The following is a 14,474-nucleotide window of genomic DNA, read 5'->3' as shown; positions in this document are numbered from 1 at the left end:
ATGTCCGAACTACTATGTGACTGGATTCACGCCGGGGATGACCTCGAAGCGTGCTCCATGCTGCTGAAAATGCGCCGCGGGCGACGCCGCGAAAGGCCACCGGCCTTCGCACTCGCCGTCGGCATCGAGTTGTCCTTCCAGTACCAGGGCGCCGCGGCCATCGCGCACCTGGATCGCCGGCCGCGCCGCCATCACCCCGGCCGCCCCCGCCGCTTCCGGGTCGAGCTGGACGACCACGGCCAGGCTGCCTGCGGCCTCGACGAAGTGCAGGCGCCACATGCCGTCGTCGGTGCGCAGCAGGTCCAGGGCATTGCCGCTGTCGGCGGCCCGCAACAGGCCGCGGCTGCCGCGCCAGTTGCCGGGTTGCGCCTGCGTGCGCCGGCTGTCCGCCAGGTGGCGCAGGCGGCGCAAGGTCAGCGGCGAGGCTTGCAGCGCGGCGCGTTCGCCCGCCGTCAGGGGTCGGCTGCCGTCCAGCGCCTGCGCCAGCACCGCGTCGGCCAGCACCAGGCGGTCGCCTTCCACCCGGCGTCCCAGCAAGGCGCCGGCCTGCAGCTTGCGATCCAGTTCCGTCATGCCCATCGTCTTTCCTCCTCCATTCCCGCCATCTCGTTAAGGCGCGCAATCGCGGCGTCGCGCCGCTTGCGCAGGGTCGGCAGCGAGATCCCGTCCAGCCCGGCCAGCTGCTGCATCGTCGGCAACTCGCCGGTCTGCGGATCCAGCCATTCGGACGGATAGCTGTCGTCGAATGGGCCGAGCAGCTTGAGATACACCGCCAGCCGCACCGGCAGGGAGTCATGCGCCATCCGGCGCGCCGCCCAGCTGGCGCGGTCCTCGGCCAGCGCCGCCAGCAAGGAATAGTTGGGGGGGAGTGAAACCTGTTGGGCGACCAGCGCCAGGCGTGCGGCTTCGCGCGCCTCGAGCGGATCGCCATCGATCGCGGCCTCGGGTTCGGCGCCGACGCTGGCGTCCAGCTCGTCCTGCCGCGCTTCCAGGATCAGGTCGGGGCCGGGCGTGCTGCCGCGTTCCGATTCATCCAGCACACGCCAGTAGTCGTCCAGCCAGGCATGGGCCTGGCTCGCGTCGTGCAGCCAATCCTGGTCGCGGTTGGCCGACAGCAGCTCGTATTCGCCGATCTCGCGCAGCATGGCGCCGATCTTGTCAGGACTGTTCTTGAGGCTGGCGAAGCGCTTGGACCTGGTGTGCAACGGGCCCGGCGCGCCGGTATGCACCTCGAGGCTCTCGCTCCAGCGCATGATCCATTCGGGCTTGCAGTCGCCGCTGGTGCGCAACTGGCGCGCCTCGATCGGCATCGCCACGACCTCGCGTCCCAGGATGGCGCCGACTTGCGGCGCGTGCTCGCGCCAGAGCTCGAACAGGCGCGCGACCTCGTGCCAGGCGGTATCGAGCATGCGGTAGGCATACATGCGGTTCGGGCTGCATGGACGGCCGCAGGCGGCCTGGTAATTGTCGCTGTCGACCTTGTCGCGCAGGACGGCATACAGGTCGTTGAATTTCTTGCGCAGCAGCGCCTCGCCGCCGGCTGCGTTCCAGAACGCGCCGATGCGCGCATGCTCGGCCGTCACCGCCGCGCACAGCGCGCCCCAGTCGGCCGGGCGCGCCTGCAGTTCGTAGACCAGGGTCAGCGCCAGCTCGCCGCAGGTGTCGCCATAGCTGTTGCCGTCGCTTTTGCTGTACATCTCTGCGCGCGCGCCGGCCGCATCGAGGGCCTGGGCGACCGCGTCGACATAGGCGCCGAGCGACTGTTCAGGATCGGGGTCGAGCAAGGTGGCCGGCCCGAGGCGGGCGCACGCCTGCAGGGAACAGTGTCCCAGCAGCTTGCGGACCTGCTCCCAACCGTGCTCCTGATACCGGGTTCCCGGCAAACGCATACCTACCCCATCCTCTGTTTCGCCCCGCATTTTTTGCGGATTGAAATAGATGATGCCATACAAACACGGCCTTGAGGCGCGCAGAAGAACCTTATTTGTGCCTCTTTTCCAACGACTGCCCTTCTGTTGCCGATTGCATCGATTGCAACAGGGCCGCCACGACCGGGGCCGCATGGCCGCCGCCGGTGGCCGCCGAATGGCTCACGAAAGCGGCGAAGGCTAGCCGCCCGGCCTGGCCCGGCAGGCTGCCCGGCTCGAGCCAGCCCATGAACCAGACGGTCGCCAGCTCGTCCTGGCCGGCCGGCGCCGTGCCGGTCTTGCCGTACAGTCCGGGACGCAGCTGATCGAAGCCGGCGGCGCGAAATGCCCCGGCCGCGGTGCCGCCGTCGATCACGCCCTTCATCCCGGCGCGCACGCGGTCCAGGCGCACGCCCAGGGCCTGGCCCGGCGTCGCCTGCGCCGCGCGGCCGTCGAGCGACAGCAGCAGGCGCGGCGCCACGGTGCGGCCCTCCCCGACCGCCGCCGCCACCAGCGCCATCTGCAGCGGCGTGGTCTGCATGCGCAGGCCGATCGCCATCTGGCGCAGTTCGTGGCGGCTGTGGACCGGGTCGAGGCGCGAGGCGCTGGCCTGCAACGCGTCCCACTCGCCCCAGCGGTAGTCGGGCGGCAGCAGGCCGCCGTCGAGCCGCAGCGGCTGGCCGAAGCCGAGCCGCGCCGCCATCGCCGCCACCGGCCGCACCGTGTCGAGCGCGCCCGGCTCCAGTTCGCGCGCGCCCGGCATGCCGCCGTCCGGCTGTCCCATCAGCGTGCGGTCGCTCAGTTCGGCGCTCCAGGCGAACCAGGTATTGACGCTGTGCGCCATCGCCTGCGCCAGGCCCAGGCGGCCGTCCTGGGCGCGGGTGCTGGTGATCTGGTCGCGGAAATTGGTGATGCGGGCGCGCTTGCCCTCGAAGGGATAGCTGGGCGCGCCGGTGCGAAAGCCGTAGCCGCCCTCGTGCGCCAGCCGGTCCACCTCGCCCAGCGGCAAGCCCTGCAGCAGACCGTCCAGGCCGGCGTCGGCGCGCGCCGCGCCCTCCAGGCCGAGCGCGGTAATCACCTTGAAGGTCGAGCCTGGGGCGCGGTGCGCGCCGCCGTCGTGCTGGAAGGCGGCGCTGCGCAGTGGGCTGCGCGCCGGATCGGCGCGGTCGAAGTCGCGCAGTTCTCCCCAGCGGCTCGGATCGGCCTGGCCGCCGCCGCTGGAGGCCGCGGCCAGGATGTCGCCGCTACCCGCGTCCAGCAATACCAGGCCGGCGCGCCGCTCCGGCTGGGCATCGACACCGCCGACGCAGGCCCGGCCGTCCCAGCGGCCGCCGCGCAGGCCGATGCAGTCCAGGAGCTGCTGGGCCCTGGCTTGCAGGCCCAGGTCGAGGCTCAGTTGCGCCTCGTGACTGGTCCCTTTCATCCGCGCCAGCATGCCGGCCACGCTGCCGTCGTGCTGGCGGTGCACGCCCAGCAGCGGCGCCAGGCCGGCGCGCAGCGCCGCGTCGGCCGGGGCGCCGTCGGCCCACAGCGCTTCGCCATGGCGGTCGCGCAGGCGCACCGGCACGGCGGCGGGTTGCGTCCCACCGGCGACGGCCGGCAGCGCCTGCCACGCCAGGCGTCCCTCGACCATGGCCAGGTGGCGGTAGGCGGCGTCGGCGCTGCCCGACATCGCCGCCAGGTCGAGCGGCTCGACCTGCACCGCGATCGCGGCCGCCCCGGCCAGCGGCGCCAGTACCAGCCGCTGCACCGCCTCGCGGTCCGGGCAGGCGCGGCCGTCGCAGGCGCCCTGGGCCAGCACGCGCGCGCCCGTCACGCCGCGCACCCGGCCCGCCACCAGCAGCTCGACCGGCCGGCCGTTGACGGGCGTGTTCAAGGTCACCAGCGAGCCCTGGCGGCCGCCGTCCCAGCCGCCGACCCGCTGCCACGGTTCCCAGCCTTCCGGCAGGCGCGCGAACAGGCGCATCGCGGCCACCGGCAGGCCGGCTTCGCGCGGCGCCGGCGCGCCGCCGACGAGCGCATGCCAGAGCGCGTCGGCGCCGGGCCGGGTGCGCCAGGCCACCAGCCGCCGCTCGCTGTTAAAGATGCGCACCTGTTCGCGCACATAAGCGCCGTCGGCGCGGTGATGCAGGCGTTCGAGCAGGCGGCGGTCGCCGACGTCCAGCACGTGATCTTCCCAGCCCGGCAGCGGCGCGCGCGCCTCCTGGCCGGCCTGCTGCCAGGCCAGCAGGTCGCGCGGCGCCAGCTCGACCAGGCCGTCGCGCCCCTGGCGCAGCAGGCCGCGCGCGCGCAGCGCCTCGAACAGCGCCTGGTCTTCCATGCCGGGGCCAGGCCGCAGCGGCACCTGCCACGCGCCCGGCGCCAGGCGCAACTCCACGCTCGCGCCGTGGGCCGGAAAGGCCTGCACGAGGGCCGCGCCGCCAGCGGCGCCTGGCTGATAGTGATGCAGCACCAGCTCGCCCGCCTGCGGGCAGGCGGCGCTGGGCCGGCGCGTGAAACGCAGGGCCTCGCTGCCCCACAGCAGCCAGCCGCTGTTGCCCAGCACGGCCTGGCCCTGGCGCGCGCGCGTCACGTTGCCGCCGCTTGCATCGCCGATCCAGCCCGCCGTTGCGGCGCCGGCGTTCCAGGCGAGCGTCAAGCCAGTCGCGCCGGCGCCGGCATTGCCGGCGATGTCGATGCGTGGCATCGTCGAGCCGGATCGGGCCAGCAGCACGCTGCGCGGCGGTGCATTGGCCGCGCCCGCGATGCGCGCCGCCTCGTCGAAGGGATAGCCGATCCGCAGCGGCAGCATGCGCGGCCGCGCCGGGTCGAGCATCTGGGTGCACAGGTCGATCCGCAGCGCCGGGCCGGCGCGCATGCCGCTCGCCACCAGCAGGGCCAGTCCCCCGTGCTGGGTGAGCGAGACGCCGCTCTCGCGCGGGACCACGAAGTCGAGCCCCGGCGCAAGCGGCTGCAGGGCGCCCAGCGCGACCGCGCCGGGCGTCTCGGCGGCGCCGTCCGGCAGCGCGCGCGCATGCATCGCCAGCGCGACGGCGCCGCCCAGGACCACGACCAGCACGGCCCACAGCCAGGCAGGGCCGATGGACAGCGACCGGTCGGCATCGGCGCTCGCCGGACGGGCGCCTGCGCGCAGGTTGCGGGAGCGCCGGCGCGCCGTGCGCGAAGCGGCCAGTTGGTCGATCAGGGTGGCGAGCATGCCTGTCATCCGGTGGTTACGTGGCGCCCACGCGCCCTTCGTGCTCATCTAGCCGGGGGAGCGTGAAAGACAGCCTGTCCGGGGATTTATCCGCCTCCCGATGCAGCTCATTCCGCGTTTTCTACGGCTCGTCGCATGTCGCTGGAGACGGGGCGGCGGCTGGCCTACAGTGGACACATCGACACACCGACCACCCCTCACTACTCACTAAACGGAGCCGCAAAATGAACGTCCTCAAGCACATGGAAGCCCTCTTCATCGCCGCCGCCCTGGTCGCCGTCCCGGCCGGTTACCTGGCCAAGATTCCCGACGCCCATGCGAGCAGCTACCACGTCAGCGATGCCGCCATCGCCAGCGGCAACAAGATGGCGGTCGTCAAGGTCAGCGCGAAGCGCCTGGACCCGGCCGAAAAATCGCAGCTGCTGGCGGCGGACACCGTCACCGTCGGGAGCCGCATGTGAACGCCGCAGGTCGGATCGCCTGCGCCGACGCGCCGCCAGGATGCGGCGCGCGGCGGCCCGAAGCTGCGCCGCCCGCTGATCTGTTTCAGTTGTAAGAACTTGCTTCAAACGCCACGTTTCGTTTCCCGGATTGCTATATTGCAGCGCATCCGCTCAAGGATCTGGAGACGAACATGAAATCCCCTATTTTGATTGCAGCCCTGGTCGCCATCGGCGCCGCTGCCTTCACCCCGCAGGACTCGCACGCCCAGCCGCATATCTCGGTCGTGATCAACACCGCGCCGCCGGCGCCCATCTATGAAGTCGTGCCAGCGCCGCGCCGCGGCTACGTCTGGGCGCCCGGTTACTGGGAGTGGCGCGCGCACCGCCACCACTGGGTGGGAGGCCACTATGTCGCCGCCCGTCCCGGCTATGTGTACGCCCCGCCGAGCTGGCACCATCGCGGCGGACGCTGGGTGATGGAGCCGTCGCGCTGGAACCGCGGTCCGGCCCACCATTACGGCCCGCCGCCGGGCCACTACCGCGACCATCGCGACCGCCATCACTACAAGCACGACAAGCACGACAAGCACGACCGCCACCATGGCCGCGACCGGGACCGCGACGGCATCCGCGACCGCCATGACCGCGACCGCGATGGCGACGGCGTGCGCAACCGCCACGACCGCCGCCCGGACAATCCTCACCGCTACTGACTCACGGCGCGGCCGGGATGCGGCTCAGGGCTTCAGGTGCTTGTCGAGGAAGGCAAGGATCTTCGCGTTCGCCACGGCCGCATTCTTTTTCTTGGAGAAGCCGTGGCCCTCGTCGTCGAACACGACGTACTCGACTTCCACCTTGTTCTTGCGCACCGCCTCGACGACCTCGTCGCTCTCGGCCTTGATCACGCGCGGGTCGTTGGCGCCCTGGATCACCATCAGCGGCTTGCGGATGTGATGGGCGTGAAATAGCGGCGAGGTCGCGACCAGGAAGTCCTTGTCCTTGACCGGGTCGCCGATCTCGTCATACAGCGCCTTGCGCTGCGCTTCCCAGTACGGCGGGATGCTTTCCAGGGTGCGCACCCAGTTGCTGACGCCAAAGATATCGATGCCGACCTTGAACGCCTCGGGCCGGAAGGCCAGCGCCGCCAGGGTCATGTAGCCGCCGTAGCTGCCGCCCATGATGCCGATGCGCTCCGGATCGATATCGCCCTGGCTGGCCAGCCAGGTCTTGGCCTCGACGCAATCCCACAGCGGCTCCATGCCGTGCTTGCGGTCGTCGGCGCGGAAGAAGGTCTTGCCATAGCCCGAGCTGCCGCGGTTGTTGATGCCCAGGACCGCATAGCCGTGGTTGACCAGGTACTGGATCTGGGCGCTGTAGCCGCGCATGGTCTGGCCGCCCGGCCCGCCGTGCACGAACACCACCGCCGGCGCCTTCGCGCTCGGCGACGCGCCCTTCGGCCGGTAGTAGATCGACGGGATCACCATGCCGTCGAAGGACTTGAAGCGCACCACCTCGGCCTCGACCAGGTCGTTCGGATCGATCTCCGGGTTCAGGCTGCGCGTCAGCTGGGAGGTCTTGCCGTTCCTGAAGTCGTGCACGTACAGGTTGCTGGGCGAGCGGTCGCCGTTGAGGTAGAACGCCATCAGGTTGCCGCTCTCCGAGAACGTAACCTGGCGCATCTCGCCGCCCGGCAGCTTGGGCAAGGTCACCGGGTTGCCGGCATCGTCATACAGGCGCACTTCGATGCTGCCGTCGCGGTTGACCATGCTGACGCGGTGGCGGCCGTTGCGCGAATAGCCGGTGCCCAGCAGGTCCCAGTCGGCTTTCTCGACGTCGCTCGTCGCGCCGCTGGCCAGGTCGTAGGCCTTGATGCGCGCGAACTCGCCTTCCGCATTGCTCGTGAACAGCAGGCGCTTCGACGCCGGGTCGAAGGTCTCGGCCGAATGACTGGCCGGCTCCTTGTGCGGCGTGACGTGCTTCATCTCGCGCGTCTGCACGTTATACACATAGACGTCGCTGTCCGACGTGGTGGCGGGCTTGTTGAAGGCCAGCCAGTTGCCGTCGCGGCTGATGCTTGACACGTTCATGCCGCTGTCGTTCTTGTACACCATCGTGCGCGCATAGGTGGCGGCGTCATACAGGTACAGGTCGAAGAACTTCGGATCGCGCTCGTTGGTGACGACGTAGAAGCCGCTGCCGTCCGGCTTCCAGCCCGCGAACGAGGCTTTCAGCTTGTCGCCTGGCGTGAGGTCGCGTTCTTTGCCGTCGAGTTCACGCACATACAGGTGGTTTTGCTCGTTGCCGCCGCCATCGCGGGTGAACAGGATGCGGTCGTCGTTATAGAAGTAGCCGATGGCGTAGGTGGTGTCGGTCTTGGACGCGGTCAGCGCGCGCGGCTTGCCGCCGCCGACGGGCACCGTGTAGGCATTGAAGATGCCGGACTCGTTACTGCTGAACAGGATCTGCTTCTCGTCCTTGCTGAACGACGCGCCGGTGAGCGAGGTCGTCGCCATGAACTGCTCGATCGTGTAGCGCTTTACTGTCCTGGAGGTCGTCTTGACCGGCGCGGCCTTGTCGACTTTGGCGGCCTGGGCGATTGCCTGCATCGGCGCCAGGCCGGCGCCGGCGAGCATGGCGAACAGGGACAGACTGACAGCACGGCGATTCTGACGCATACCTACTCCTGTGGTTGAGTTCGACAGGATGAGTGTTTCAAAAGTCTTAACACCTGTCAACAATCGCGGATCGGTTATGCTCTCGCCATGATCGACCTCGCCACCCTGCAAGCCGCCGCCTTCAAGGCCGAGCTGTCCGCCGCCCGGCGCCTGGCGGCGCGCACCGGCATGGCCGAGGCCGAGGCCCTCGAACGGACCTTGACGCTCAGCGGAGGCAGCGCCGGACTGGCCAGCCTGTTGTCCGCACGCCAGGCCCAGCGCCTCCACGCCGAACTCCAGGCCGCGCGGCGCCAGGCCAGCGTCGCCGCCGCGCGCACCCGCGGCGCCGGGCCGGAGACCAGCGCCTGGCGCGCCTGGTTCGATGGCTCGGCGCGGCCGAACCCGGGCCGCTGCGGCCTGGGCGCCGTGCTCGAAGGGCCGGCCGGCCAGCGCCATGAACTTTCCGTCGACGGCGGCCACGGCAACAGCAGCGAAGCGGAGTACCGCGCCCTGAACGCCGTGCTGCGCGCGGCCGTCGAGCATGGCGCGACCGACCTGCTGGTGCTGGGCGACAGCCAGGTCGTGATCGACGACGTCAACGCCCCCGATGGCGCCAATGCGCCGGCCCTGGGCCTGCTGCGCAGCGAGGCGCTGGCCCTGCTGGCCCGCCTGCCGCAGGCGCGGCTGCGCTGGATCCCGCGCCACAAGAACACACGGGCCGATGCGCTGTCGCAGCGCGCCGTGCCGCCTCTCACACTGGAACAAGAAACATGACCGACACGAGCAATACCGATCTCGCCGGCTGGCGCACCAAACTGGCCGCCATGGCCGCCGGCAGCGCCGATACCGACGGCGCCCACGACAGCGCCCACCTCGACCGCGTGTGGCGCACTGCACAGGCGCTGCTGGAACACCATCCCGAGGCCGACCGCCTGGTGGTGCTGGCCGCCTGCTACCTGCACGACCTGGTCAACCTGCCGAAGAACGATCCCGAACGCAACCAGGCATCCACCCGCTCGGCGCGGCTGGCGCGCCACCAGCTGGCCCATTTAGGCTTCCCGCCCGACAAACTGGACGCCGTGGCGCATGCGATCGAGGCCCACAGCTTCTCGGCTGCGATCCCCGCCGAGACGATCGAGGCGAAGATCGTGCAGGATGCCGACCGCATGGACGGCCTGGGCCTGGTGGGCCTGGCGCGCATGTTCTACATCGCCGGCCGCATGGAAAGCAGCCTGGCCCACCCGAGCGACCCGCTGGGAAAGGAGCGCGACTTCGACGACCGCCGCTATTCGCTGGACCACATCATGGTCAAGCTGCAGAAGCTCCCGGACATGATGCAGACCGACGCCGCGCGTGCGCTGGGCCGCGAACGGCTGGGCAAACTGCTGGCCTTCCGCGAGGAGTTCGCGGCCGAGTGGAATGGCGCCTAGACTACTTGCAGCAATGCTAAGATAGACGAACTGTATTGACCGAGGTGTCCATGACCAGTTCGACCGCAGCACCGCAAGCTGTCCCCGGCAAACTCAATTTCGTCCTCGTCTGCATCTTCATCGACATGCTCGGCATCGGCCTGATCGTCCCGGTCCTGCCGCTGCTGCTCGACCAGTTCGTGGACGGACCGGACAGCCGGGCCTTGTGGTACGGGGTGCTGGCGGCGACCTTCGGGATCCTGCAATTCCTGTTCATGCCGGCGCTCGGCGCGCTGAGCGACCGCATCGGCCGCCGTCCCGTGCTGCTGTATTCGATGGCCGGCATGTGCCTGAACTTCCTGGTCACGGCCTGGGCGCCGACCCTGGCCTGGCTGTTCGTCGGCCGTATCATCGGCGGCATGTCCTCGGCCAGCATGTCGGTCGCCTCGGCCTACGCTTCCGACATCTCGACCCGCGAGAACCGCGCCAAGGCCTTCGGCAAGATCGGCGCCGCCTTCGGCCTCGGCTTCATCTGCGGCCCGATGCTGGGCGGCATACTCGGCGACGCCAACCTCCACCTGCCCTTCTACGTTGCGGCCGCGCTGTCGGCCGCGAATTTCGTCTACGGTTTCCTGCTGGTGCCCGAGTCGCTTCCGGCCGCGCGCCGCGAACCGTTCAGGCTGGCGCGCCTGAATCCCTTCTCCGCCCTGCTGCGATTGGTGAAACGCGAAGACATCCGCGGCCTGGTGATTGTGATCACGCTGGCCACCTTCGCCCAGATGATGCTGCAGTCGACCTGGGTGCTGTACACCACCTTCCGCTTCGACTGGACGCCGCGCGACAACGGCATCGCCCTGTTCTGCGTCGGCCTCGGCTCGGTGGTGGTCCAGGCCTGGCTGCTGGGCAAGCTGATCCACCGTTTCGGCGAGGTGCGGCTGTCGCTGATGGCGCTCACCTCCGGCATGCTGACCTTCCTCGCCTACGGCCTGGCGACCCAGGGATGGATGATGTACGTCTTCATCCTGGCCAATGTCTTGGCCTATGCCACCGGTCCCGCCCTGCAGGGCATCGTCTCCAAATCCTCGCCGCCCGAGCAGCAGGGTGAGGTGATGGGCTCGTTGCAGTCGATCGGCAGCCTGGGCGTGATCGTCACGCCGCTGCTCGGCACCGGCATCCTGAGCGCGGTCAGCCACCTACCGCCTGGCGACTGGCGGGTCGGCAGCAGCTTCTTCCTGTGCGCGGCGATGCAGGCGGTGGCCTTGATCGTGGCGTGGCATTACTTTCGCAGCCATCGATATGCCGGCGTGAAGGCCTGACCCGTGTCGGCGTCAGTACTTGCCGCGATCCTGTTCGCGGCCTTCCTGCACGCGGCCTGGAATGCCGCCCTCAAGTCGCGTACCGACACCTTCATGGCGGCACTGGCCGTGATGAGCGGCGCCGCCCTGATCGGTGCGCTGGCCCTGCCCTTCCTGGCGGCGCCCGCCCGCGCCAGCTGGCCATTCATTGCTGCATCCGGCCTGATCCACATTGCGTATTACTCGCTGCTGGCCGCATCCTACCGGCATGCGGACATCGGCCACGCGTATCCACTGATGCGCGGCGTTGCGCCGGTCCTGGTGGCCGTCGCAGGCGTGTTCTTCACCGGCGAGACGCTCCTGGCGGCGCAGTGGAGCGCCATCGGCCTGATTTGCGCCGGCGGCGCCGCCCTGACCTTCGGCGCCCGCGGTCATGCCTCGGGCGGCGTGCGCCCGACCGTGCTGGTGCTGCTCACCGCCGTGACGATCGCCGCCTATACCCTGGTCGATGGCCTCGGCGTGCGCCGCTCCGGCTCTCCTGCCGCCTATACCGCCTGGGTCTTCATCGCCAGCGGAATCGGCATCGCCATCGTATCGTGGCGCCGTACCGCCGGTCGGCTGCCCGGCTACATGCTGCGCAACCCGACGCTGCCCCTGCTGGGCGGAGTCGCCACCACTGTTTCCTACGGCCTCGCACTGTGGGCGATGACCCAGGCTCCGGTCGCGGTGGTCGCCGCCCTGCGCGAAACCTCGATCGTGTTCGCCACCGCGATCGCGGTGTTCGTGCTGCGCGAGCGCGCCACGCCCGCGCGGCTATGCGGCGCCGGCCTGGTCGCGCTCGGCGCGGCGGCGGTACGCCTGGCCTGAATCCGGGTCGCGCCGTCCCACCCGGGAAGCCGCGCCAGCGTTCGCCACTATGGCGCTACCTGGAGTACACTCGGCCAAAGGCTTGCAATGAAAATACCATTTCCATTCGGCACTCCTATATTGTACGCCCGTTATAATGCGCACTTTTCGAAGAAAGGCGATCGTCCGTGTCCCGTATAAAAGTCTTGCCGCAATACGTCATGCCGAAGCAGGCGATCACCAACCTCGCCGGCCGTGTCGCCGGCCACAAGGGCGGGTCGATGACGACCAGCCTGATCCGTTGGTTCGTGGGCAAGTACGGGGTCAACATGGACGAGGCGGCGAATCCGGACATCGCCAGCTACCCCAGCTTCAACGAGTTCTTCACCCGCCCGCTGCGCGACGGCGTGCGTCCGCTGGCGGCCAGCGATTACGTGTGTCCGGTGGACGGCGCCATCAGCCAGTTCGGCGACATCGACGACCACCAGATCTTCCAGGCCAAGGGCCACAAGTTCACAACCAGTGAACTGGTCGGCGGCGACGCGTCGCTGGCCGCGCATTTCCAGCACGGCCACTTCGCCAACGTCTACCTGAGCCCGAAGGACTATCACCGCATCCACATGCCGTGCGACGCGCGCCTGACGCGCATGATCTATGTGCCGGGCAAGCTGTTCTCGGTAAACCCGACCACGGCGCGCGGCGTGCCGGGCCTGTTCGCGCGCAACGAGCGCGTGGTGTGCGTGTTCGAGAACGATGAATTCGGGCCCTTCGTCATGACCCTGGTCGGCGCGACCATCGTCGGCAGCATGGCCACCGCCTGGCATGGCGTGGTCAATCCACCGCGCATGCCGCGCATCTGCGAATGGCATTACGAGCCGGGCCAGGTCACGCTGAAAAAGGGTGAAGAGATGGGCCGCTTCCTGCTCGGCTCCACCGTCGTGATGCTGTTCCAGCGCGGCGCCATCGCCTTCAGCCCCACCTGGACCCCGGAAGGCAAGGTGCGGCTGGGCGAACCGATGGGCGAGCGGCCGCTCAAGTCCTGAGCTCGTCCGCCAGCGCCGCGCGCGCCCTGAATGCGGCCACCGCGGCATGCGGGCTATGGCCTTTCTCGGTGCACGCCGATTCGATCATCTCCAGAAAGGCCCGGGTCTTGGCCGGCATCAGCTTACGGCTCGGGAATACCGCCCAGCCACTGGCGGTCGGCATATCCCATTCGGGCAGCACCCGCACCAGTTCACCGGTCTGCATATAGGGCTGGGCGAATAGCGTCGAACTGAGCGCGATGCCGGCGCCGCGCGAGGCGATGCGCGCCAGCAGGTCGGGAGAATTCGCCGTCAGCCGCGCGTTGAGCGCGCGCTCCCAGCGCAGCTTCCCGCGCGTCAAGGTCCACGGCATGGCCCCGCCGCTGCGGCTCAGGATGCACAGCACGTCGTGCGCGTCGAGATCGTCGGGATGCTCGGGGATGCCGCGCCGCGCCAGGTAGCTCGGCGCCGCATACAGGCCGGGCTGCTCGAGCGTGATCGGACGCGCGCTCAGGGTCGCGTCGTTCGGCAGGTCGCCCATGCGGATCGCGATGTCGAAATTCTCCGCCACCAGGTCGACCCGGCGCGGCGTCAGGTCCATCTCGAGCTTGACCGCCGGATAGCGCTCCAGGAAGCGCGCGATGACTTCGTTCAGGCCGCTGTTGGCGAAGTCGCCCGGCGCCGAGATGCGCAATTTACCGCTCGGTTCTCCCTGGCGGTGCTGGGCCAGCGCACCGGCGGCGTCGACTTCATCGGCCAGGCGGCGCGCGTGCTCGTACAGGCTGGCGCCGAACTCGGTGACCACCAGCTTGCGGGTCGTGCGCTGCAGCAGGCGTTCGCCCAGGGTCGTCTCGAGCAGCGCCAGGCGGCGCGAGACGGTCGACTTGGGCAGGTGGACGCGCTCGGCGGCGCGGGTGAAGCTGCCCGACTCGACGATCCGCGCGAACAGCAGCAGGTCATTCGGTTCCACGTCCATGATTGTCCCATCAGCAGAATAATGTTATCCATTTTACTGGCTTCCGGACCGATTTTGGAATTGCTAAAGTGTCCCCATCGAAACTCTCTACCAAACGAAGGGGCTTGACCATGAACATCCTGCACATCACCACCAGCGTTCGCGGCGACGCATCGGAATCGACCCGCGTCACCCAGCAGATCGTCGACAAGCTGGCCGCCGCCAACCCGGGCGCGAGCATCGTGCGCCGCGACTTCGGCGCCCAGCCGCACCCGCTGCTGGACGGCGCCACCGTCGGCGCCCTGTTCACCCCTGCGGACCAGCGCAGCGCGGAACAAGCGGCGCGCGTCGCCCTGGATGATGCGCTGATCGCCGAGGCGCAGGCTGCCGACGTGATCGTGCTGGGCGCCCCGATGTACAACTTCGCGATGCCGGTGCAACTGAAGAGCTGGTTCGACGCGGTGGCCCGCGCCGGCGTGACCTTCCGCTATACCGAGACCGGTCCGGAAGGCCTGCTGAAGAACAAGAAGGTGTACGTGGCCGCGGCCCGCGGCGGCGTCTATGACGAAGCGGCCGACCCGCAAGTGCCGCAGATGCGCGCCCTGCTGAACTTCCTCGGCCTGAACGACCACACCTTCATCTATTCGTCGGGCATGGCGATGGGTCCGGAAGCCGTGGCCAAGGGCCAGGCGGCGGCCAATGCAGCGATCGAGGCTGCACTGGCGTAATTTTTGCCGCCCGCCAGGC

At 69.3% G+C, this 14,474-nt stretch carries 13 protein-coding genes; 8 read left to right on the top strand and 5 right to left on the bottom strand.

Going from position 1 to position 14,474, the window contains the following annotated elements; genetic code table 11:
- Positions 1–12 precede the first annotated feature (12 nt).
- The 3 genes from KY496_RS02820 to KY496_RS02810 all read right to left on the bottom strand — a co-directional run bounded on the left by KY496_RS02820 (position 13) and on the right by KY496_RS02810 (position 5,103).
- Positions 13–573 carry a hypothetical protein gene (locus tag KY496_RS02820; protein WP_229409909.1) on the bottom strand — a complete coding sequence of 187 codons (561 nt, stop codon included), beginning with the start codon at positions 571–573 and terminating at the stop codon, positions 13–15.
- Positions 570–1,889, bottom strand: coding sequence for a hypothetical protein (locus tag KY496_RS02815; protein ID WP_219863772.1), 1,320 nt, complete (start codon positions 1,887–1,889; stop codon positions 570–572). The genes KY496_RS02820 and KY496_RS02815 overlap by 4 nt, the downstream gene beginning before the upstream one ends.
- Positions 1,890–1,980: 91 nt before the next feature.
- The gene (locus tag KY496_RS02810; protein ID WP_219863770.1) at positions 1,981–5,103 is read right to left on the bottom strand and encodes a penicillin-binding transpeptidase domain-containing protein; all 3,123 of its coding nucleotides are present in this window, start codon (positions 5,101–5,103) and stop codon (positions 1,981–1,983) included.
- Positions 5,104–5,327: 224 nt separating this feature from the next.
- Here KY496_RS02810 and KY496_RS02805 point away from each other — a divergent pair, with 224 nt between their 5' ends.
- Both KY496_RS02805 and KY496_RS02800 read left to right on the top strand, forming a co-directional pair.
- Positions 5,328–5,564, top strand: coding sequence for a hypothetical protein (locus KY496_RS02805; RefSeq protein WP_219863768.1), 237 nt, complete (start codon positions 5,328–5,330; stop codon positions 5,562–5,564).
- Between the two features lie 173 nt (positions 5,565–5,737).
- On the top strand, positions 5,738–6,259 hold the full coding sequence (locus tag KY496_RS02800; protein ID WP_219863767.1) for a YXWGXW repeat-containing protein: 522 nt from the start codon (positions 5,738–5,740) through the stop codon (positions 6,257–6,259).
- A gap of 24 nt (positions 6,260–6,283) precedes the next feature.
- On the opposite strand, the gene KY496_RS02795 is transcribed toward KY496_RS02800, so the two are convergent.
- Positions 6,284–8,221: a S9 family peptidase gene (locus KY496_RS02795; protein ID WP_219863765.1), complete on the bottom strand. Its 1,938-nt coding sequence runs from the start codon at positions 8,219–8,221 to the stop codon at positions 6,284–6,286.
- Positions 8,222–8,308: 87 nt separating this feature from the next.
- Between KY496_RS02795 and KY496_RS02790 the strand changes: the two genes are divergently transcribed.
- From KY496_RS02790 to asd, 5 genes are all read left to right on the top strand, one after another.
- Positions 8,309–8,974: a ribonuclease HI family protein gene (locus KY496_RS02790; RefSeq protein ID WP_219863763.1), complete on the top strand. Its 666-nt coding sequence runs from the start codon at positions 8,309–8,311 to the stop codon at positions 8,972–8,974.
- Positions 8,971–9,630, top strand: a complete 660-nt coding sequence (locus tag KY496_RS02785) for an HD domain-containing protein (protein WP_219863762.1) — start codon at positions 8,971–8,973, stop codon at positions 9,628–9,630. The genes KY496_RS02790 and KY496_RS02785 overlap by 4 nt, the downstream gene beginning before the upstream one ends.
- 50 nt (positions 9,631–9,680) lie before the next feature.
- On the top strand, positions 9,681–10,925 hold the full coding sequence (locus KY496_RS02780; RefSeq protein ID WP_219863760.1) for an MFS transporter: 1,245 nt from the start codon (positions 9,681–9,683) through the stop codon (positions 10,923–10,925).
- A 3-nt stretch (positions 10,926–10,928) separates the two neighbouring features.
- Complete coding sequence (locus KY496_RS02775) at positions 10,929–11,771, top strand: EamA family transporter (RefSeq protein WP_219863758.1); 843 nt, start codon at positions 10,929–10,931, stop codon at positions 11,769–11,771.
- Positions 11,772–11,971: 200 nt separating this feature from the next.
- On the top strand, positions 11,972–12,793 hold the full coding sequence (asd, locus tag KY496_RS02770; protein ID WP_219865036.1) for an archaetidylserine decarboxylase: 822 nt from the start codon (positions 11,972–11,974) through the stop codon (positions 12,791–12,793).
- Here asd and KY496_RS02765 read toward each other — a convergent pair.
- Positions 12,783–13,748, bottom strand: coding sequence for a LysR family transcriptional regulator (locus KY496_RS02765; RefSeq protein WP_219863756.1), 966 nt, complete (start codon positions 13,746–13,748; stop codon positions 12,783–12,785). The genes asd and KY496_RS02765 overlap by 11 nt on opposite strands.
- A 110-nt stretch (positions 13,749–13,858) precedes the next feature.
- On the opposite strand from KY496_RS02765, the gene KY496_RS02760 reads away from it, so the two are divergent.
- Complete coding sequence (locus tag KY496_RS02760) at positions 13,859–14,455, top strand: FMN-dependent NADH-azoreductase (protein ID WP_219863754.1); 597 nt, start codon at positions 13,859–13,861, stop codon at positions 14,453–14,455.
- Positions 14,456–14,474 lie beyond the last annotated feature (19 nt).

This window comes from Massilia sp. NP310, from assembly GCF_019443485.1.
GTDB classification, from domain to species: Bacteria; Pseudomonadota; Gammaproteobacteria; order Burkholderiales; family Burkholderiaceae_D; genus Telluria; species Telluria timonae.
This window is presented reverse-complemented; position numbering and strand designations above follow the sequence as displayed.

Excerpts from the sequence above, each read along its gene's own strand:
- KY496_RS02760 (WP_219863754.1), top strand. The coding sequence starts at position 13,859 with ATGAACATCCTGCACATCACCACCAGCGTTCGCGGCGACGCATCGGAA.
- KY496_RS02795 (WP_219863765.1), bottom strand. The coding sequence starts at position 8,221 with ATGCGTCAGAATCGCCGTGCTGTCAGTCTGTCCCTGTTCGCCATGCTC.
- KY496_RS02790 (WP_219863763.1), top strand. The coding sequence starts at position 8,309 with ATGATCGACCTCGCCACCCTGCAAGCCGCCGCCTTCAAGGCCGAGCTG.
- KY496_RS02800 (WP_219863767.1), top strand. The coding sequence starts at position 5,738 with ATGAAATCCCCTATTTTGATTGCAGCCCTGGTCGCCATCGGCGCCGCT.
- KY496_RS02810 (WP_219863770.1), bottom strand. The coding sequence starts at position 5,103 with ATGCTCGCCACCCTGATCGACCAACTGGCCGCTTCGCGCACGGCGCGC.
- KY496_RS02780 (WP_219863760.1), top strand. The coding sequence starts at position 9,681 with ATGACCAGTTCGACCGCAGCACCGCAAGCTGTCCCCGGCAAACTCAAT.
- KY496_RS02785 (WP_219863762.1), top strand. The coding sequence starts at position 8,971 with ATGACCGACACGAGCAATACCGATCTCGCCGGCTGGCGCACCAAACTG.
- KY496_RS02820 (WP_229409909.1), bottom strand. The coding sequence starts at position 573 with ATGACGGAACTGGATCGCAAGCTGCAGGCCGGCGCCTTGCTGGGACGC.
- asd (WP_219865036.1), top strand. The coding sequence starts at position 11,972 with ATGCCGAAGCAGGCGATCACCAACCTCGCCGGCCGTGTCGCCGGCCAC.
- KY496_RS02805 (WP_219863768.1), top strand. The coding sequence starts at position 5,328 with ATGAACGTCCTCAAGCACATGGAAGCCCTCTTCATCGCCGCCGCCCTG.
- KY496_RS02815 (WP_219863772.1), bottom strand. The coding sequence starts at position 1,889 with ATGCGTTTGCCGGGAACCCGGTATCAGGAGCACGGTTGGGAGCAGGTC.
- KY496_RS02765 (WP_219863756.1), bottom strand. The coding sequence starts at position 13,748 with ATGGACGTGGAACCGAATGACCTGCTGCTGTTCGCGCGGATCGTCGAG.